Annotated in this window: 18 protein-coding genes and 1 other annotated feature; all 18 genes read left to right on the top strand. The window is 54.3% G+C overall.

The window, feature by feature from the left end; genetic code table 11:
- Positions 1 to 63 precede the first annotated feature (63 nt).
- The 18 genes from GT3570_RS12580 (at position 64) to mltG (ending at position 19,000) form a co-directional block, all read left to right on the top strand.
- A complete protein-coding gene (locus GT3570_RS12580; protein ID WP_062898835.1) occupies positions 64 to 3,111 on the top strand; it encodes an efflux RND transporter permease subunit in 3,048 nt (1,015 codons plus the stop codon).
- A gap of 97 nt (positions 3,112 to 3,208) precedes the next feature.
- A complete protein-coding gene (locus tag GT3570_RS12575; RefSeq protein ID WP_011232045.1) occupies positions 3,209 to 4,069 on the top strand; it encodes a TetR/AcrR family transcriptional regulator in 861 nt (286 codons plus the stop codon).
- Between the two features lie 107 nt (positions 4,070 to 4,176).
- The gene (locus tag GT3570_RS12570; RefSeq protein ID WP_011232044.1) at positions 4,177 to 5,472 is read left to right on the top strand and encodes a replication-associated recombination protein A; all 1,296 of its coding nucleotides are present in this window, start codon (positions 4,177 to 4,179) and stop codon (positions 5,470 to 5,472) included.
- A gap of 40 nt (positions 5,473 to 5,512) precedes the next feature.
- On the top strand, positions 5,513 to 5,737 hold the full coding sequence (locus tag GT3570_RS12565) for a hypothetical protein (RefSeq protein ID WP_011232043.1): 225 nt from the start codon (positions 5,513 to 5,515) through the stop codon (positions 5,735 to 5,737).
- A 19-nt stretch (positions 5,738 to 5,756) separates the two neighbouring features.
- Positions 5,757 to 6,173: a cysteine metabolism transcriptional regulator CymR gene (cymR, locus tag GT3570_RS12560; RefSeq protein ID WP_011232042.1), complete on the top strand. Its 417-nt coding sequence runs from the start codon at positions 5,757 to 5,759 to the stop codon at positions 6,171 to 6,173.
- A gap of 27 nt (positions 6,174 to 6,200) precedes the next feature.
- Complete coding sequence (locus GT3570_RS12555; protein ID WP_011232041.1) at positions 6,201 to 7,343, top strand: cysteine desulfurase family protein; 1,143 nt, start codon at positions 6,201 to 6,203, stop codon at positions 7,341 to 7,343.
- 14 nt (positions 7,344 to 7,357) lie between these two features.
- Positions 7,358 to 8,473 (top strand): tRNA 2-thiouridine(34) synthase MnmA, encoded by a 1,116-nt coding sequence (gene mnmA / locus GT3570_RS12550; RefSeq protein WP_011232040.1) that lies wholly within the window; start codon positions 7,358 to 7,360, stop codon positions 8,471 to 8,473.
- A 90-nt stretch (positions 8,474 to 8,563) separates the two neighbouring features.
- Positions 8,564 to 9,226, top strand: coding sequence for a tetratricopeptide repeat protein (locus GT3570_RS12545; protein ID WP_011232039.1), 663 nt, complete (start codon positions 8,564 to 8,566; stop codon positions 9,224 to 9,226).
- Between the two features lie 19 nt (positions 9,227 to 9,245).
- On the top strand, positions 9,246 to 11,606 hold the full coding sequence (gene recD2 / locus GT3570_RS12540) for an SF1B family DNA helicase RecD2 (protein ID WP_011232038.1): 2,361 nt from the start codon (positions 9,246 to 9,248) through the stop codon (positions 11,604 to 11,606).
- A 25-nt stretch (positions 11,607 to 11,631) separates the two neighbouring features.
- The gene (locus GT3570_RS12535; RefSeq protein WP_014196401.1) at positions 11,632 to 12,105 is read left to right on the top strand and encodes a PRC-barrel domain-containing protein; all 474 of its coding nucleotides are present in this window, start codon (positions 11,632 to 11,634) and stop codon (positions 12,103 to 12,105) included.
- Positions 12,106 to 12,120: 15 nt separating this feature from the next.
- Entirely contained in the window at positions 12,121 to 12,312 is a 192-nt protein-coding gene (locus GT3570_RS12530; protein ID WP_008881018.1) for a hypothetical protein, read from the top strand.
- Positions 12,313 to 12,323: 11 nt separating this feature from the next.
- Positions 12,324 to 12,458: a YrzQ family protein gene (locus GT3570_RS18105; protein WP_013144658.1), complete on the top strand. Its 135-nt coding sequence runs from the start codon at positions 12,324 to 12,326 to the stop codon at positions 12,456 to 12,458.
- A gap of 118 nt (positions 12,459 to 12,576) precedes the next feature.
- Positions 12,577 to 13,638, top strand: a complete 1,062-nt coding sequence (locus GT3570_RS12525; RefSeq protein ID WP_021321998.1) for an AI-2E family transporter — start codon at positions 12,577 to 12,579, stop codon at positions 13,636 to 13,638.
- A gap of 47 nt (positions 13,639 to 13,685) precedes the next feature.
- Positions 13,686 to 13,910 (top strand) — a binding site (T-box leader).
- Between the two features lie 46 nt (positions 13,911 to 13,956).
- Positions 13,957 to 16,593, top strand: coding sequence for an alanine--tRNA ligase (alaS, locus tag GT3570_RS12520; RefSeq protein ID WP_014196399.1), 2,637 nt, complete (start codon positions 13,957 to 13,959; stop codon positions 16,591 to 16,593).
- A gap of 67 nt (positions 16,594 to 16,660) precedes the next feature.
- Entirely contained in the window at positions 16,661 to 16,927 is a 267-nt protein-coding gene (locus tag GT3570_RS12515) for an IreB family regulatory phosphoprotein (protein WP_011232033.1), read from the top strand.
- A 4-nt stretch (positions 16,928 to 16,931) separates the two neighbouring features.
- Complete coding sequence (gene ruvX / locus GT3570_RS12510) at positions 16,932 to 17,348, top strand: Holliday junction resolvase RuvX (protein WP_011232032.1); 417 nt, start codon at positions 16,932 to 16,934, stop codon at positions 17,346 to 17,348.
- 15 nt (positions 17,349 to 17,363) lie between these two features.
- The gene (locus GT3570_RS12505; RefSeq protein WP_011232031.1) at positions 17,364 to 17,663 is read left to right on the top strand and encodes a DUF1292 domain-containing protein; all 300 of its coding nucleotides are present in this window, start codon (positions 17,364 to 17,366) and stop codon (positions 17,661 to 17,663) included.
- Between the two features lie 245 nt (positions 17,664 to 17,908).
- Positions 17,909 to 19,000 (top strand): endolytic transglycosylase MltG, encoded by a 1,092-nt coding sequence (gene mltG, locus GT3570_RS12500; RefSeq protein ID WP_011232030.1) that lies wholly within the window; start codon positions 17,909 to 17,911, stop codon positions 18,998 to 19,000.
- Positions 19,001 to 19,345 lie beyond the last annotated feature (345 nt).

Genomic DNA, 19,345 nt, shown 5'->3' with positions numbered 1-19,345 from the left:
ATGACCGGTCAGTTCAAAACAATTAGACTGATTGGTCAAAATCGTGGGATGAGAGGTGGCATGATGACGTTTTTGACCAGGTTCAGTTTGAAAAATGCGGCAGCTGTGTTTGTATGTTCGTTTTTGCTCATGTTTCTAGGGCTGTATTCCTTCTCCTCCTTGAAGGTCGATTTGCTGCCGAACATTGAATTTCCCCAGTTGTCGATTGAAGTGGTCTATCCTGGGGCTTCTCCGCAAGACGTGAATGAGGAGGTCACGGCCAAGCTCGAGGAAAAACTGAAGTCCCTTGACGGGCTTAAGCAAATGCAGAGTTCTTCCTATGAAGGAATGGCCGTTATGAATCTTGAATTTCCGTTTCGGACGGATATGGAGAAAATGGAGCGGCAGGTCGAATCGCTCATTGATAAGGCAGGATTGCCCGATAATGTGCAAACGGAAGTCAATCGGTTTTCATTCGGTTCCATCCCGGTTTTCAACATTTCCTTGTTTGCCAAAAACGGAACCGATCTGCAAACGTTGCTGGAAACCGAAGTGATTCCAGAATTGAATAAAATCGACGGGGTGAATTCCGTTTCGATCGGTGGAGACAGCGAGCGCCTCATCCGGATCACAGTCGATCGGAAAAAGGCTGCTCAGGCGGGATTGAACTTGTCAGAGATTAAAAACCAAATCAATGAAAAGGTGTTGGCGTTCCCGGCTGGAACGTTGCAAACCGATACATGGCAAATTCCTGTTCGCGTCGAGGAAAAATTGAACACCATCCATGAGTTGAAAAATCTGAAACTCGTGCCGACAGCTGTTCCTATGGCGGCGAATGGATTGCAGCGCGTTGCGTCCGTGAAGCTTGGGGATATTGCGACGATTGAGGAAGTCAACGAGCAAAGCGAATTCACCCGCTATAATTTGAAGCCATCGCTGTCGATGGCGGTGACGAAAAAACAAGATGCCAATACGATTGAAGTGGCAGACCAAGTGATCAAAGTGCTGAATTCCTACAAACATCAGTTTGATTATTCCATCGGGTTTGATTCGTCAGCTGGCATCAAACAATCCGTTGAATCGCTTGTCCGTGAAGGGCTGCTCGGGGCGCTGTTCGCTTCGCTGGCCGTCTTGCTCTTTTTGCGCAACGTTCGGGCGACTGTGATTGCCATCGTCTCGATTCCGCTCTCGCTGCTTGTATCGGCCATTTTTCTCAATCGTATGGATATTACCCTCAATGTCATGACGCTTGGCGGCATGGCCGTCGCCGTCGGCCGAGTCGTGGATGACAGCATTGTCGTGATCGAAAATATTTTCCGCCGCGTCCGCCGGGAGAAAACAGGCATGAGCGATGATTTAGTCGAGCAATCAACGAAAGAAATTGTCAAAGCGATTGTGTCCTCGACCATCACAACGGTTGTCGTCTTTTTGCCTCTCGGGCTTGTTGGGGGCATTATAGGGGAATTTTTCCTGCCTTTTGCCTTGACGATTACGTTTGCCCTGTTGGCCTCTTTGTTGGTGGCCGTGACAGTTGTGCCGATTTTAGCGAAATTTTCGTTCCGCCGTGTGCCGCCAGAGGAAAAAGAAGGAGCGCTTCAGCGTCTGTATGGCCGAATCATTGAATGGGCGCTCAACCATAAAGCGATTGTCTTTGTGTTGTCGGTTGTGCTATTGGTTGGTTCATTGACGCTCGTGCCGAAACTTGGATTTACGTTTTTGCCGAACGAAGAGCAGAAAACGCTGGTGGCGAGCATTGAACTGCCGGCTTCCACATCGGTGGCCAAAACGAATGATGTGTCGTTGGAGATGGAAAAGATGTTTTTAAAACGAAGCGATGTCGAGAGCGTCACCGCCGCGGTGGGAAGCCGCGATTTCCGCACAGGATTGAAGCGGCCCAATCAAGCCAGCTATTATATTCTATTAAAGGACAGCGCTGACACCGCGAAAACCGTGGCCGTTTTCGAAAAAGAAATGCGCCGCATCGCGAATCAGCTCGCGCCCGGGGCAAAAGTGGGCGTGCAAGAGATGTCGAGCGGAGGGCCGCCAACGAATAATAACGTGAATATTGACTTATACTCCAATGATTTGGAGGCGCTCCAAACAGCAGCCAAACAGGTCGAGACGTATTTAAAACAACGCGATGATGTCAAAGATGTGACGAATAACTTGACGGAAAAGCAAAAACAAGTGATTGTCGCCATTGATCCGGAAAAGGCGGCCGCTTATGGCGTTTCGGGCATGCAATTGCTGGGGGCGGTGGCCGATGCGACCAAACCGGTCGATGTGGGGACGCTGAAACTCGGCGGCAAGGATGAGCAAGTCGAACTTTCGTATGATGAAACGTTGGGATCGATCGATGAGTTGAAAGAGCTTCCGATCGTGACGAGAAACGGAGTGATTCCACTTTCAGCTGTCGCCGAAGTGAAAGAGGCGGACGTGTATACGTCCATTCAAAAGCTGGACGGAAAAGTGTTTGCCCGCGTATCCGCCCAGATTGTCGGCGACAACATTCAGAAAGTAACGAATGATATTTCGAAACATGTAAATGATTTGAAGATCCCATCCGATGTCACAGTGAAAACGGGCGGCGGAAGCGATGAGACGGTGCAGACGTTCCGCGAGCTCGGTGTGGCCATGGCGGCGGCCATCGGGCTTGTGTATTTGACGATGCTGATTACATTTGGCAAAGTGCGGGTGCCGCTGATCATTTTATCTTCCCTTTTGTTTGTTCCCATCGGTTCGCTGTTTGCTTTGTATGTGGCCGATGAGCCGCTTTCCATCAGCGTCATGATCGGCTTGTTGATGCTCATTGGCATCGTGACGACCAATGCGATCGTGCTGGTGGATCGAATCGGACAAAACCGCGAACAAAAACGGATGACGGTGCGAAGCGCCATCATTGAAGCCGGCAAAACACGGCTGCGGCCGATTTTAATGACAGCCTTTGCGACTGTGACAGCGCTCATTCCGCTTGCGCTGACGAATGAGGCCGGCACGTTGATTTCGAAAGGGCTGGCCATCACGGTCATCGGCGGCCTGACGTCGTCGACGTTATTGACGCTTGTGTTCATTCCTGCGATGTATGAGGCGTTTTTCTTCCGGACGGCAAAACGCGAACCGATGGCAAAATGACAGGGCTGGATGGCCGGATAACGGGCCGTCCGGCATTTTTTTTCATGGCAAGATCGACTATAATGGACATGAAGAAGGAGTAAGGAAGGAGAAAACATTGGGACGGAAAGAGGACATCATTGAAACGGCGATGAAATTATTCGCCGAAAAAGGCTATCACGCTACCTCCATGCAGGAAATAGCCGAGCGGAGCGGAGTAGCCAAAGGTTCGATTTACAATTATTTCAAATCAAAAGAAGAGTTGGCTGTATCGATTTTCCGCTACCATTATGAAGTCTTGTTTCGCCAGCTTAAACAAATCGAGGCTGATCCCGCCTTAACCGCGCGCGAGCGGTTTTGCCGTCAGTTGACTGTACAAATCCAGCTGTTTGACGAACATAAAGAGCTGGTGCAAATGCAGTTGGGCGAACAAGCTGTGAAGGTGAGCCATGAGGTGCAGCATCTGGTGTTTCGCATCCGCGCCCATACGCTCCACTGGTATCGCCGGGCGATTGAAGACATATACGGCGAACAAGTGCGTCCAGTTTCGTTTGATTGCGCGACGATGCTCAACGGAATGCTGAAAGAATATCTGATTTACTTGGCGGTAGACCGAAAGCCGCTGCTTCCTGAGAAGCTTGCCCCCTTCTTGCTCGATCGGCTTGATGCCATCGTTGCCAGCCTGCTTGACGGCAAGACGGGATTGCTCGATGAAACGGTGATGGCGGATTACATTGCTGCGGCGACCCAAGAGAGGAGTCAATGGAAAGAACGGGCCATCAGCTGTTTAGAGCGCATGGCGGCGCTGCGTCCGGTTGAAGACGATATTCTTCGCTCGCTGCGCTTATTGAAGGAAGAACTCGAGAAAGGGGAGACAGCTAGGCGGTTTATGGTGGAGGCGCTTCTGCTCTATTTGGCGAAATACTCGCTTCCGCTGTACAATGAGTTGAAGGAGGCCATTGAACGCTATTTTTATTAAAACCACCGATCTTCCCACGGGGAGACGCCCCATTCGCCGAAAATGAATAGGCGGCATCGGAGGATGTCTGTGAACATAGCGTCATCAATCTCAAGGAGGGGGTCGGCATGCCCAAAACGACGGAGCCGCTTGCTTGGCGGATGCGGCCGCGGACGATCGATGAGATCGTTGGGCAACAGCACATCATTGGCCCTAGTACGCCGCTTTATAAAATGGTCAAAAAAGGTCATGTTCCATCGCTTTTGCTTTACGGAGAGCCGGGGACAGGGAAGACGTCGCTCGCTTACGCCATTGCCCGCACCGCCGGGCGCGAATGGGTCGCTATCAATGCGACGGCCGCCGGCAAAAAGGAAATCGAAGAGGCAGTCGAAGCGGCGCGCTGGTCAGGGAACGTCGTGTTGTTTATCGACGAAATCCATCGGCTGAATAAAGCGCAGCAAGACGTTTTGTTGCCGCATCTCGAATCCGGGCTCGTGACCTTGATTGGCGCCACAACGGAAAACCCGTTTCACGAGGTCAATCCCGCCATTCGCAGCCGCTGCGGGCAAATCCAACAACTGAAACCGCTCAAGCCGGATGACCTCATGATCATTCTGAAGCGGGCGCTCGCTGATCCGGAACGAGGGGTCGGCGAGCCGCCGGTTGTCATTGACGAGTCGTTGTTATGGCGCATCGCCGAGGCAGCCGGTGGGGATGCGCGCGTCGCGCTTTCGCTTCTGGAGGCGGCGGTTGCGGCTGCCGATGAGCGCCACGGCCGCTTGTATATTGATGAGGATATCGTGGCTTCATGCACCGCAAACCGCGGTTTTACCCATGACAAATATGGCGATCATTATTATTCGTTGTTGTCCGCGTTTCAAAAAAGCGTGCGCGGCAGCGATGCCGATGCCGCGCTTCATTATTTGGCCCGTCTGCTTGAAGGCGGAGACTTGGCGTCCGTTTGCCGGAGATTGCTTGTGATGGCTTATGAGGACATCGGACTTGCCAATCCGATGATGGGAGTGAAAGTACAGGCAGCGGTCGAAGCGGCGGAACGCCTCGGACTGCCGGAAGCGCGCATTCCGCTCGCGGTTGTGACGATTGAACTCTGTTTAAGCCCGAAATCCAACAGTGCTTACAAGGCGCTGGACGCTGCCATTGCCGATGTCCGTTCCGGCAAGCTTGGCGATATTCCGGATCATTTAAAAGACGCTCATTACAAAGGGGCGGCTGCACTCGGGCGTGGACAAGGCTACTTGTATCCGCACGATTATCCGAACGGCTGGGTGGCGCAAGCGTATTTGCCCTCCGCTCTGGAAGGCGTCCGCTATTATGAACCGAAAGAGCATGGCGAGGAAAAACATTACGCCAAGGTGTACCGGCGGCTTGAGCAGTTGAAACAAGAGGTCAAGGTTCAGCCGTGAAGGGAAAGGGATTTTTATGATATAATAACACAGGCGTTTCATGCTCGCTTTGACCGAGCTGACCGGATGGAACGTGGCGTACATTCGCATCGGGATCGAAGCGTTCGTGCTGTTGGCCGGCTGGTTGCTCGGCGGCCCGGTGTCGTTTGGCACGTTCCTTTTTTGTGTGACGATCGGTTCGATGCCGGCTTGGCGCTGCCGCAATGCCAAAAGGTCGCAAGCCGCCTGCTTGGACCGGCCGCCGGCACTCGGACGCAAGGGTTAAGCGGTTAGGAGGGATATGAATGAAGATTTCGACGAAAGGCCGATATGGCTTGACGATTATGATTGAATTGGCCAAAAAATATGGCGATCGTCCGATCTCGCTTCGTTCGATCGCCAAGGCGAACAATTTATCTGAACATTATTTAGAGCAGCTCGTCACGCCGTTGCGCAACGCCGGGCTCGTCAAAAGCATTCGTGGAGCGTATGGCGGCTATGTGCTCGCTGAGCATCCGGCGAAAATCACCGCCGGCGACATTTTGCGCGTGTTGGAGGGGCCGCTGACCCCGGTCGAGGAGCTCGAGGAGGAAGAGCCGGCGAAGCGCGAGCTATGGATTCGCATCCGCGATGCGGTCGAGGAAGTGCTCGACAGCACAACGCTCGAAGATTTGGCGAAGTATAGCGACGGGGATGAAGGGGCATATATGTTTTATATTTAAGCAACAGAAAGGAAAGGAGAATGACCGTTGGAACGGATTTATTTGGACCATGCGGCAACTTCCCCGGTCCATCCAGACGTAGCTGCCGGTATGGTCCAGTGGATGACGGAACAGTTCGGCAACCCGTCAAGCATCCATCATTTTGGACGGCAGAGCCGCCGCGCGGTCGATGAAGCGAGGGCTGTTGTCGCCCGCTCGATTGGGGCGAAAGAGACGGAGATTGTGTTTACAAGCGGCGGCACGGAAGCGGATAACTTTGCGGTCATCGGAACGGCCATAGCGAACCGCGGCCGCGGCAATCATATCATTACAACCGCCATCGAGCATCATGCGGTGCTGCGCGCTTGTGAATATTTAGAGACGCAAGGGTTTGAGGTCACGTATTTGCCCGTTGACGAACAAGGGACGGTATCGGTCGAGGATGTCAAGGCCGCGCTGCGCGATGAGACCGTTTTGGTGTCGGTCATGTTTGCCAACAACGAAGTCGGCACGATCCAGCCGATTCGCGAAATCGGGGCGCTGCTTCGCGATCATCCGGCTTATTTCCATACGGACGCCGTCCAGGCGTACGGGCTTCTTCCGATCGATGTGAATGAATACGGGATCGATTTGCTGTCGATTTCCGCTCATAAAATCAACGGCCCGAAAGGAAGCGGGGCTTTGTATGTCCGGGAAACGGTCCGCATCACTCCGCTCCTTTTCGGCGGCGAACAGGAGCGGAAGCGGCGCGCCGGCACGGAAAACGTCCCCGGCATCATCGGCTTGGCGCAGGCGGCGGAAATCGCTGAGCGAACAAGGGAAGAGAAACGTCGGCAATATGCGGCGTGGCGCGAGGCGATGCTTGCGATTTTCCGCTCCTCAGGGATCGACTATGCGGTCAACGGCCGCCCGGATGGCCTGCCGCATATTTTGAATGTCGCCTTCCCGGGAACGAATGTCGAATCGCTGCTCGTGAACTTGGATTTAGCCGGCATTGCCGCCTCGAGCGGGTCAGCATGCACCGCCGGGTCAATCGACCCGTCGCACGTGCTTGTCGCGATGTGCGGAAAAGAGTCGGAGCGCATCCGTTCGTCTGTGCGCTTCAGCTTCGGGCTCGGCAATACGATGGAACAAATTGAGCGGGCGGCCGAGGAAACAGTGAAGATCATAAAGCGGCTCACAAACCGCTAAAGGGGGGAAACAGCATGAACAAAGCGCCGCACGAAACGCGCGTCGTCGTCGGCATGTCCGGCGGGGTCGACTCGTCGGTCGCTGCGCTGCTATTGAAAGAACAAGGATATGATGTGATCGGCATTTTTATGAAAAACTGGGATGACACCGATGAAAACGGCGTTTGCACGGCGACTGAGGACTACGAAGACGTCGTGCGCGTTTGCAATCAAATCGGCATCCCGTATTATGCGGTCAATTTTGAAAAACAGTATTGGGACAAAGTGTTTACGTACTTTTTGAATGAATACAAAGCCGGGCGCACGCCGAACCCGGACGTGATGTGCAATAAGGAAATTAAGTTCAAGGCGTTTTTAGAGCACGCCATGTCGATCGGCGCCGATTACATCGCAACCGGCCATTACGCCCGCGTCGAGTTTCGCGATGGCGAATATAAAATGCTGCGTGGAGCCGACCCGAACAAAGACCAAACGTACTTTTTAAACCAGCTCGGCCAAGCTCAGCTGTCGAAAGTGATGTTTCCGATCGGCCATTTGCAGAAAGCGGACGTGCGCCGGATCGCCAAAGAGGCTGGGCTCGCCACCGCTGGAAAAAAAGACAGCACGGGCATTTGCTTTATCGGCGAACGCGATTTCAAAGAATTTTTGAGCCATTATTTGCCGGCTCAGCCGGGAGTGATGAAAACGCTCGATGGCGAAGTGAAAGGGCGGCATGACGGCGTCATGTATTACACGATCGGCCAGCGCCACGGCCTTGGCATCGGCGGCAGCGGCGAACCGTGGTTTGTCGTCGGCAAAGATGTGCGCGAAAATGTGCTGTATGTCGCCCAAGGGTTTGAAAACGAATATTTGTATTCCACCTCGCTAAAGGCGGTCGATGTCAACTGGGTGTCTGACCGCAAGCCGGAAGCGCCGTTCCGTTGCACGGCGAAATTTCGCTATCGTCAGCCTGATGTCGGCGTGACGGTCCACCCGCTTGCGGACGGCGGGGCGGAAGTCGTGTTTGATGCGCCGGCGCGGGCGGTGACGCCGGGGCAGGCGGTTGTTTTTTACAACGGCGAGGAATGCCTCGGCGGCGGTACGATCGATGAGGTGTTCCGCAACGGCGAAAAGCTTTGGTATGTTGGTTGACGGATGTGCCGGTGCGCACGATCTTCAATCAGGCTATTAGGCTGGAGGCCGTTGCTTGAAAATCACGTTGAATCAGGGAGGGGATGGGCGGTGGCCAATTTCAACGAACAAGGCTTGGCGTATATGCGCGAGGGGAAGTATGAGGAAGCCATCCGCTGTTTTTCCGCTGCGGTCGAACAGCATCCGGACGATCCAGCCGGGTACATTAACATTGGCACGGTTCTCGTTGCTGCCGGTGAAGAAGAGAAGGCGCTTGACTGTTTCCGACAGGCGTTGAAAATTGACAAGAAGGCGGCGGCCGCGTATTACGGCATGGGTACAGTGCATTATAAGCGTGAGCAGTTCGCGAAAGCGAAAGATATGTTTGAGCGCGCGCTAGGGCTTGGTCTTGACGATGCCGATACGCATTTTATGCTCGGCATGTCCTTATGGCGGCTCGAGATGCCGCGGCTGGCGCTGCCGTATTTGCAGCGCGCGGCTGAGCTGAACGAGACGGATGCCGAAGCGCTGTTTCAGCTTGGCCTTTGCCTCGCCACGCTCGATTATGTCGATGAGGCGAAGCGTTATTTCGAAAAAACGTTGGAACTCGATCCGCGCCACGCTGATGCGTACTACAATTTAGGCGTCATTTATGCGTACAAAGATGAGCTCGATGCCGCCCGCAATATGTTTGCCGCTGCCTTGGAAGCCAAGCCCGATCACGTGCTTGCCGGATACGGAAAGAAACTGATGGAAAAGCGGCTTGCGCCGTAAAAAGGCAGGGGGATGGCTGTTGCAAGAGCAACAAATCCTCGCCCTTGACGGACGCACGTTCATTAAAGGAGTGTGCTTGGCGGTCATTTTTCATAATGAGGAAACATTGTACACGGTCGTCCGCGTGCGCGTTGAGGAAACGAACGAAGCGCCCGTTGAGGAGGAAGTCGTCGTCACCGGCTATTTTCCGCGTTTAAACGAAGGGGACGTCTACATCTTTTACGGACAATTCCGCCAACATCCGCGTTTTGGCCGCCAATATGCGGCTAGTCAGTTCCGCAAACAGCTTCCGAACACGAAAGAAGGAGTCATTCATTATTTATCGAGCGGTTTGTTTAAAGGAATCGGCAAAAAAACGGCTGCGGCGATTGTCGAGACGCTCGGCGAAAACGCGATCGCCGCGATTTTGCGCGACCCCAGGGCGCTAGAGCGTGTGCCGAAGCTGACGAAAAAAAAGGCGAAGCAGCTGTACGATGCGCTTCGCGCCCACGAAGGGCTTGAGCAAACGATGATCGCCCTCGCCCAGCTCGGTTTTGGCCCGCAGCTGGCCATGAAAATTTACCAAGCGTATGGCGAAGAAGCGGTTGACATCATCCACGAGAACCCGTACCAGCTCGTTGAGGATATCGAAGGGATCGGCTTTGGCCGCGCTGATGAAATCGGGCGCCAGCTCGGCATTTCCGGCAGCCATCCGGCCCGGCTGCGCGCCGCCTCGTTGTTTGTTCTTGAACAGGCGTGCTTGCAGGAAGGGCACGTTTATTTGCGCGAGGAAGAGCTGATGGAGCGCATCGGGGAGCTGCTTGACGGAAGGCTGAGCGGTGCGGTGGATGGACGAGCGATCAGCCAAACGCTTCTGATGTTAAGCGAAGAAGGGAAGCTGATCGCCGAGCAAGGGCGTTATTATCTCCCTTCCCTTTACTTCGCCGAGAAAGGGATCGTCTCCAACATTAAGCGGCTGCTCGGGCAGACGCCGCCGTCGGCGTTTGCCGAGTCGGAGTTTTTGCTGGCGCTTGGGGCGCTTGAGGAACGGCTTGGCATGCAATATGCCCCCCAGCAAAGGGAAGCGATCCAACAAGCGCTTTCTTCGCCGCTGTTTATTTTGACCGGCGGTCCGGGAACGGGGAAAACGACGGTCATCAAAGGCATCGTCGAGCTGTTTGCCGCCCTAAACGGCCTGTCTCTTGACCCGGCTGACTACAAACAAGGCGAGCCGTTTCCGGTGCTGCTGGCCGCACCGACCGGCCGAGCGGCGAAGCGGATGAGCGAGGCGACCGGGCTGCCGGCGGCGACGATCCACCGCTTGCTCGGCTGGAATGGGGCGGAAGGGTTCAGCCGCGACGAGAACGAACCGATTTCCGGCAAGCTGCTTGTCATCGATGAGATGTCGATGGTCGACACGTGGCTCGCCAACCAGCTGTTAAAAGCCGTGCCAAACGGCATGCAAGTCATTTTTGTCGGCGATGAGGATCAATTGCCATCCGTCGGGCCAGGGCAAGTGCTGAAAGACTTGCTCTCTTCAGGCGTCATTCCGTTCGCTCGGTTGACCGAGGTGTATCGCCAGGCGGAAGGATCATCGATCATCGAGCTTGCTCATGAGATGAAGCGCGGCGTCGTGCCGGACGATTTGACCGCTCCGAAGGCAGACCGTTCATTCATCCGCTGCCGTGCGGGCCAGGTCGTCGATGTCGTGCGGCAAATCGCGGACAACGCGCGCAAAAAAGGGTTTTCCGTCAAAGATATTCAAGTGCTCGCCCCGATGTACCGTGGTCCAGCGGGCATTGACCAATTGAACAAAGCGCTTCAAGAGCTGTTCAACCCGCCGGCTGAGGGGAAGCGGGAGCTGTCGGTCGGTGAGGTCGTCTACCGCGTCGGCGATAAGGTGCTGCAGCTCGTCAATCAACCGGAAGACAATGTGTTTAACGGCGACATCGGCGAAATCGTTGCCATTTTTTACGCCAAAGAAAATATCGAAAAGCAAGACTTGCTCGTCGTCTCGTTTGATGGCATTGAAGTGACGTACACACGGCAAGATTTAGGACAAATCACCCATGCGTACTGCTGTTCGGTTCATAAGGCGCAAGGAAGCGAGTTTCCAATCGTCATTTTGCCCGTCGTCAAAAGCTATTACCGGATGTTGAAACGGAATTTGTTGTATACTGCGGTGACAAGAAGCAAGCAGTTTCTCGTTTTATGCGGGGAAGAGGAAGCGTTTCGATTCGGCGTCGCAAAACAAAGCGACGGAGCGCGCCAGACGGCGCTCGCTGAGAAGCTGGCGGGGGCGGCGGCGCCGTTTGTCGAGGTCGAACTGCCGTTTGAAGAGGCGAACATGGGGATGGAAAACGTTACGCCGTATGACTTTATGGGCGATGAGCCAAGCTAAAGGTGGCTGGAAAGGTGGGAGAACGATGCGGACGTTTTCCGACATCAAGGGCCTTCCCATTTATGAACAAACGACGGGAAAAATGGTCGGAACGATCGCTGACATTTGGTTTACCAGCCACGGCGCGGTCAAAGGGCTTGTCGCGGAACAGGGCGGTTTGTTCGGCCGCCGCCGCTATTTGCCGCTTTCAGCCGTGCAGTCGTTCGAAAACGACCGAGTCATCATCTGTGATGCCGATAGCTTCCAGCCGTTTCCTTCTTCTGACAGCGGCCACTCTCTTTACGGCGAACGCGGCCTCGCCGGCAGCATGGTTGTCGCCGCGGACGGAACAACGATCGGACTGTTGGATGACGTATATTTTGACGGGCAATTGGGCAAAATTGACGGATACGAGATCAGCGAGGGATTTTTTTCCGATTTGACCGAAGGAAAGAAACGAATGGAGCTCGCTCCGTTCACCGCCAGAGAAGGCGTGGTCACCGTGGAAACAACGATGTAAGGAGAGTGGCTGTCCATGCTCATTTGCCCGAATTGCAAACGAAAAAATTTAGGGAAAATCGGCGTCAACCAGTACTACTGCTGGGATTGCTTTATTGAGCTGTCCGTCTCGAAAGGGATGATCCACGCCCATCAAGTGGAAGAAGACGGAACGTTGAGTTCTCTTGACGACTTGTTTGACGACCACGAACGCACGATCCAATTTTAGGGGGGACACGCATGAACCGGATGATGACGTCGCTGTTAGCAGTCGGATTAGGCGTCGCCGCTTATCAGCTCGCCCAACGAAACGATTGGATGAACGGTCGCACGATGCGGAGGATGCGCCGCCGCTTGATGCAAGCGATCCGCTGACGGCGCTCGCCCTCGCCTTTGCGCGGGGGCGTCGCCTTGTGGCTGTCAAATAGTGCTAAAAGCGGTGAAGGCATATTTCCCGCCGCATCTCCTACACTAAACGGTAGGAGGTGTGGCGATGGGCGAGCAACAATGGCTGTCGTTCTTTCGCATCGGAAAATGGCTGCTCATGACGGCAATCATCTATTTGATCGTTCGGATGAAAGACGTTTGGCGGCCGGTCATTGATTTTATCGCAACGGTGTTGACGCCGTTTTTGCTGGCGTCGTTTATTACGTATTTGCTCTACCCGCTTGTGGAATCCATCCATCGCAAAGGAATGCCGCGCGCCCTTGCCATTTTGTTGATTTATTTGTTGTTTTTCGGTTTGGTCGGCTACGGCTTGTACCGCGGCGTGCCGCTATTCATCGCCCAGTTGCGTGAACTGGATGAACAGCTGCCGTCTTTGATGAATACATACCGCCAATGGGTGCGCCACATCCACGACGAGACGTCGAATTGGCCGCTTGAGGTGCACACACGCATCGAGGCGATGTTTGCCGAGATCGAGCAGGCAGCGGCGGCCGCCGTCGCGATGGCGATCAACGCCGCCAAATCGTTCATCGGTTCGGCGGCGACGCTGTTGATCATTCCGTTTATCGTCTTCTATATGTTAAAAGACATCGATGTGTTGAAAAAAGCGATTTGGTACATGACACCGAAGCGGTGGCGTGGGCCGGGGATGACGTTTTTGAAGGATGTCGATGAATCGCTCGGCGGCTACATTCGCGGCCAGCTGTTCGTCTGTGCGGCGATCGGTCTGGCAGCGGCGCTCGGCTTGTGGCTTGCCGGCATGGATTATCCGCTGTTGCTCGGCTTTGTCATTGGCGTGACGAACATCATCCCGTATTTTGGCCCGCTGATCGGCGCCGTTCCAGCGGTCATTTTGGCTGCCACCGTCTCGCTGAAAATGGTCGTGATCGTGCTTGTCATCATTTTTACCTTGCAGTTTTTAGAAGGGAACATCTTGTCGCCGTTGATCGTCGGCAAAAGCGTGCATATGCATCCGCTTGTCATTATGCTCGCCCTCTTTGCCGGCGGCGAGCTCGCCGGCGTGCTCGGCCTCATTCTCGCCGTTCCGACGGCGGCGGTGCTGAAAGTGGCCATCGCCCATTGGAAAGAGCATTATGCTTCGCATTGACAAATGCTCTCTGCTTGTCTATAATCTTTCAATGAAAAAAGCGAATACATAACGCGATGACGGATCGAGTATGTTGCAGTCCATCTTAACGCGCGAGCTCGCGCACAGAGAGGAATTTCCGCGGCTGAAAGAAATTCCAGATGAAGGGCAACAGAAGGCTAATCCGGAGCGCAGGCAAAACCTGACGCAAGGCTGCGTTACGGCCAAAGAGGTGATGGGCGTTTTTTGCCCATAAACAGGGTGGTACCGCGAGCATAACTCTCGTCCCTGCAGGGGATGGGAGTTTTTTTATATAAAAGGCGAAAGGGGAGGATCATCATGAAAAAGCTGACATCCGCCCAAGTGCGGCGCATGTTTTTAGAGTTTTTCCAAGAAAAAGGCCATGCGGTTGAGCCGAGCGCATCGCTCATTCCGGTCGACGACCCGTCGCTGTTGTGGATCAACAGCGGCGTCGCGACGTTGAAAAAATACTTTGACGGGCGCATCGTTCCGGAAAACCCGCGCATTTGCAACGCGCAAAAATCGATCCGCACCAACGACATCGAAAACGTCGGGAAAACGGCGCGCCACCATACGTTTTTTGAAATGCTCGGCAACTTTTCGATCGGCGATTACTTCAAGCGGGAAGCGATCCATTGGGCATGGGAGTTTTTGACGAGCGACAAATGGATCGGTTTTGATCCGGAACGGTTGTCCGTCACCGTCCATCCGGAAGACGAGGAAGCGTACAACATTTGGCGCAACGAAATCGGCTTGCCGGAAGAGCGGATCATTCGCCTTGAAGGCAACTTCTGGGACATCGGCGAAGGCCCGAGCGGTCCGAACACGGAAATCTTTTACGACCGCGGCGAAGCGTTCGGCAACGACCCGAACGATCCGGAGCTGTACCCAGGCGGGGAAAATGACCGCTATTTAGAAGTATGGAACCTTGTCTTTTCGCAGTTTAACCATAACCCGGACGGCACGTACACGCCGCTGCCGAAGAAAAACATCGACACCGGCATGGGCTTGGAGCGGATGTGCTCGATTTTGCAAGACGTGCCGACGAACTTTGAAACCGACTTGTTCCTGCCGATCATCCGCGCGACCGAGCAGATCGCCGGCGAGCGGTATGGCGAAGATCCGGACAAAGACGTCGCCTTTAAGGTGATCGCCGACCATATTCGAGCCGTGACGTTCGCGATCGGCGACGGGGCGCTGCCGTCAAATGAGGGCCGCGGTTATGTGCTGCGCCGCCTGCTCCGCCGCGCGGTGCGCTATGCGAAACATATCGGCATTGACCGTCCGTTTATGTACGAACTCGTCCCGGTCGTCGGCGAGATTATGCACGACTACTATCCGGAGGTGAAAGAAAAAGCCGATTTCATCGCCCGCGTCATCCGGACGGAAGAAGAACGGTTCCATGAAACGCTCCATGAAGGGCTCGCCATATTGGCGGAGGTGATCGAAAAGGCGAAAGAGCAAGGAAGCGACGTCATTCCGGGCGAGGAAGCGTTCCGCCTGTATGATACGTACGGCTTTCCGATCGAGCTGACGGAAGAGTACGCCGCTGAAGCGGGCATGACGGTCGACCATGCCGGATTTGAGCGCGAGATGGAGCGGCAACGCGAACGGGCGCGCGCGGCCCGGCAAGATGTCGATTCGATGCAAGTCCAAGGCGGAGTGCTCGGTGACATTAAAGATGAAAGCCGGTTTGTCGGCTACGATGAGCTTGTTGCCGCATCGACGGTCATCGCCATCGTCAAAGACGGGCGGCTTGTCGAGGAAGTGAAAGCCGGCGAAGAGGCGCAAATCATCGTCGATGTGACGCCATTTTACGCCGAAAGCGGCGGACAAATCGCTGACCAAGGCGTGTTTGAAAGCGAAACAGGAACAGCGGTCGTCAAAGATGTGCAAAAAGCGCCGAACGGCCAACATCTTCATGCGATCATCGTCGAACGCGGAACGGTGAAAAAAGGATCCCGCTATACGGCGCGCGTCGATGAAGCAAAGCGGATGCGCATCGTAAAAAACCATACGGCGACCCATTTGCTCCATCAAGCGCTAAAAGACGTGCTCGGCCGCCATGTCAACCAAGCGGGGTCGCTTGTCGCCCCGGACCGGCTTCGTTTTGACTTCACCCATTTTGGGCAAGTGAAGCCAGAGGAGCTCGAGCGCATCGAAGCCATCGTCAACGAACAAATTTGGAAAAGCCTCCCGGTTGACATTTTTTATAAACCGCTCGAGGAAGCGAAAGCGATGGGCGCGATGGCGCTGTTTGGCGAAAAATACGGCGACATCGTCCGCGTCGTCAAAGTCGGCGACTACAGCCTCGAGCTGTGCGGCGGCTGCCATGTGCCCAACACATCAGCCATCGGGTTGTTTAAAATCGTCTCCGAGTCCGGCATCGGCGCCGGCACGCGCCGGATTGAAGCGGTGACCGGGGAAGCGGCATACCGCTTTATGAGCGAACAGCTTGCTATTTTGCAAGAGGCGGCGCAAAAACTGAAAACAAGTCCGAAAGAATTGAATGCGCGTCTTGACGGACTGTTTGCCGAGCTGAAAGAGCTCGAGCGCGAAAATGAATCGCTTGCTGCCCGCCTCGCCCATATGGAAGCTGAGCACCTCACCCGTCAAGTGAAAGATGTAAACGGCGTGCCGGTGTTGGCGGCAAAAGTGCAGGCCAATGACATGAATCAACTGCGGGCCATGGCTGATGATTTGAAACAAAAGCTCGGCACGGCGGTCATCGTGTTGGCGTCCGCCCAGGGCGGAAAAGTGCAACTGATTGCCGCAGTAACGGACGATTTGGTGAAAAAAGGATTCCATGCCGGCAAGCTGGTGAAAGAAGTAGCGTCGCGTTGCGGTGGGGGCGGCGGCGGGCGCCCGGATTTGGCGCAAGCTGGCGGCAAGGACCCAAGCAAGGTCGGCGAAGCGCTCGGTTATGTCGAAACATGGGTGAAATCCGTTTCCTAATTGGCGCGGATCGTGTACAATGGATGTAAAAGGACGGGGTGCCTGAATAAGGAGCGAGGTGGAAACGGTGAGCTCGTTTGACCAAACGATGCAGTTTCATTTTTCCGAGGAGCCGGCCGAGACGAACGTTCGCGAAGTGTTGTTGACGGTGTATGGCGCCTTGCAGGAAAAAGGCTACAATCCGATCAATCAAATTGTCGGCTACTTGTTGTCCGGCGACCCAGCTTACATTCCGCGCCATAAAGATGCGCGTGCGCTCATCCGCAAAATCGAACGCGACGAATTAATCGAGGAATTGGTGAAATTCTATTTACAGGGGCAACGAAAGGATTAACCTGATGCGGACGCTAGGATTAGATTTGGGAACGAAAACGCTCGGCGTTGCCGTTAGCGACGAACTCGGCCTTACAGCGCAAGGATTGGAGACGATCGCCATTGATACGGAGCGCGGCGACTACGGCTTAAAGCGGCTGCGCGCCATCATCGATGAGTACGGCGTCGATACGATTGTCGTCGGGTGGCCGAAAAACATGAACGGCACGCTCGGGCCGCGCGCTGAGGCAAGCGAGCGGTTCGCCGCCAAATTGCGAGAGGAGTTTTCTTTGCCCGTTGTGCTTTGGGATGAACGGCTGTCGACGATGGCCGCCGAACGGATGTTGATCGCTGCCGACGTCAGCCGGAAAAAGCGGCGGAAAGTGATCGACAAAATGGCGGCGGCCGTCATTTTGCAGTCATATTTGGACAGTAAACGATAAATTGGAGGAGAAAACATGGAACACGGAGACCGTCATATTACCGTTGTCGACGAACATGGCAACGAGCAGCTGTGCGAAATTTTGTTTACGTTTGAATCAGATGATTTCGGCAAATCGTATGTGTTTTACTATCCGGTCGGCGTCGAGGCGGAAGATGAGAACGGCGAGACGGAAGTGCACGTTTCCGCCTTCATCCCTGGGGATGAGAACAAAGAAGGCGAACTGCTCCCAATCGAGACGGAAGAAGAGTGGGACATGATCGAAGAAGTATGGAATACGTTTTGCGCTGAACAGGAAGAGGAAGACGACGAATAACGGACAGCAGAGGGGGGGCCAAAAGGATCGGGGCCCCTTTTCTTATTGCCGTATTATGCGCTGAGAAACGATAAGTTGTGTTCCATGCAATGGTTCAGACATCTTCTTGTTTGTCCGACAAATGTTGCGAAGGGCTTCGATTGACCGGCGCGTTTCCCCTCCCCTGGCTTTGCATTTTTTGACCGTCAAGGGCGAAAAATGCGGAACTTTGTAGTATAATATGGCCGGGTGAAAGGAGGACAAAGATGAAACAGAACGATTTTAGGGCGCCAGAGGCGCGGCTTGTGCGGAAAATCGTCTTGATTGTCTGTGCTGTTCTGCTGGCGGCGTTTGTCATTGCCGGCGCCAGCAGTTTCTTATACATCCGTTCAGCGCTTAAGCCCGTCGACCCGAATGACCGCACCCCGGTCCATGTCTCGATTCCGATCGGTTCATCGGCGGCGGCGATTGCCGAGCAGCTCGAACAAAAGCGGCTCATTAAAAGCGCGGCCGTGTTTCGCTTATATGTCCGCTGGAAAAATGAATCCGGCTTCCAGGCTGGGGAGTATGAGTTGACGCGGGCGATGCCAATGGCGCGCATCATTGAGCTGTTAAAAACGGGGAAATCGCTAAAAATCGGATTGAAGCTGACCGTTCCGGAAGGGTCGCAATTGGTGCAAATCGCTGACCTCATTGCTGCGAAAACAGGGTACAAACAAGAACAAATTATGAAATTGCTTAACGATCGCGCGTATATCGAACGGCTGATGAAAATGCACCCGGATTTGTTGACTGATGATATTTTTCGGAAAGGCATCCGCTATCCGCTGGAAGGCTACTTGTTCCCGGCGACGTATGTGTTTGCTGACGAAAAGCCGCCGCTCTCAGAGATCATTGAGGCGATGGTGGCGAAAACGGCAGCTGTGCTTGACACATATAAGGCAGCGATGAAAGAAAAGAACATGTCGCCGCATCAGCTGTTGACGATGTCGTCGCTCATTGAGGAAGAGGCGACGGAAAAAGCTGACCGCCAAAAAATCGCCAGCGTGTTTTACAATCGGCTGCACCGCGGCATGCCGCTTCAAACCGACCCGACCGTTTTGTACGCCCTTGGCGAACATAAAGAGCGTGTGTTGTATAAAGATTTGCAGGTCAATTCGCCGTACAACACGTACATTCATAAAGGGCTGCCGCCGGGGCCGATCGCCAACGCCGGCGTAATGTCGATCGAAGCGGCGCTTGAACCGGCGGCGACCGACTATTTATACTTTTTGGCGACACCGGGCGGCGAGGTCATTTTTACGAAAACGTTGGCCGAGCATAACCGGGAAAAGGCGAAGCATATTGGAAAACAATAGGTCAAAACGGAAGGTAATGGCCGGTGGGGTGAAACGGCTTCGCTTTTCCGCTGTTTTATGGTAGTATAGTTGAACAGACCAACGATAAGAGTCCTTTGCGGCTCTTATTTTTCATGACGACAAAGCGCAAATGCCGGGTTGTATATAGATGCAATTTGAAGCTTTACCATTTGTAGTTTTTCCCGAGTATTTGATCGACTGTCGGGCGACCGAACAACGCCGCTTCCAGACCCATATATGGGTCTGTGAAGCAGGCCGGTTGTTCGGTCTTCCGTCACGCCAAGGCGTGACGGAGGCAAGCCACAGGCTTGCCTCCGTCAGTCGAAAATGGGCAAACCGCTTTTC

This window comes from Geobacillus thermoleovorans, assembly GCF_001610955.1.
GTDB lineage: Bacteria > Bacillota > Bacilli > Bacillales > Anoxybacillaceae > Geobacillus > Geobacillus thermoleovorans.
The sequence above is the reverse complement of the archived record's forward strand: the minus strand, read 5'-3'. Positions and strand labels throughout refer to the sequence as shown.

Bases quoted from the DNA above. Each gene is read 5' to 3' on its own strand.
- GT3570_RS12580 (WP_062898835.1), top strand. From the start codon at position 64: ATGACGTTTTTGACCAGGTTCAGTTTGAAAAATGCGGCAGCTGTGTTT.
- GT3570_RS12570 (WP_011232044.1), top strand. From the start codon at position 4,177: ATGCCCAAAACGACGGAGCCGCTTGCTTGGCGGATGCGGCCGCGGACG.
- GT3570_RS12565 (WP_011232043.1), top strand. From the start codon at position 5,513: ATGCTCGCTTTGACCGAGCTGACCGGATGGAACGTGGCGTACATTCGC.
- cymR (WP_011232042.1), top strand. From the start codon at position 5,757: ATGAAGATTTCGACGAAAGGCCGATATGGCTTGACGATTATGATTGAA.
- mnmA (WP_011232040.1), top strand. From the start codon at position 7,358: ATGAACAAAGCGCCGCACGAAACGCGCGTCGTCGTCGGCATGTCCGGC.
- GT3570_RS12535 (WP_014196401.1), top strand. From the start codon at position 11,632: ATGCGGACGTTTTCCGACATCAAGGGCCTTCCCATTTATGAACAAACG.
- GT3570_RS12530 (WP_008881018.1), top strand. From the start codon at position 12,121: ATGCTCATTTGCCCGAATTGCAAACGAAAAAATTTAGGGAAAATCGGC.
- GT3570_RS18105 (WP_013144658.1), top strand. From the start codon at position 12,324: ATGAACCGGATGATGACGTCGCTGTTAGCAGTCGGATTAGGCGTCGCC.
- GT3570_RS12525 (WP_021321998.1), top strand. From the start codon at position 12,577: ATGGGCGAGCAACAATGGCTGTCGTTCTTTCGCATCGGAAAATGGCTG.
- alaS (WP_014196399.1), top strand. From the start codon at position 13,957: ATGAAAAAGCTGACATCCGCCCAAGTGCGGCGCATGTTTTTAGAGTTT.
- ruvX (WP_011232032.1), top strand. From the start codon at position 16,932: ATGCGGACGCTAGGATTAGATTTGGGAACGAAAACGCTCGGCGTTGCC.
- GT3570_RS12505 (WP_011232031.1), top strand. From the start codon at position 17,364: ATGGAACACGGAGACCGTCATATTACCGTTGTCGACGAACATGGCAAC.
- mltG (WP_011232030.1), top strand. From the start codon at position 17,909: ATGAAACAGAACGATTTTAGGGCGCCAGAGGCGCGGCTTGTGCGGAAA.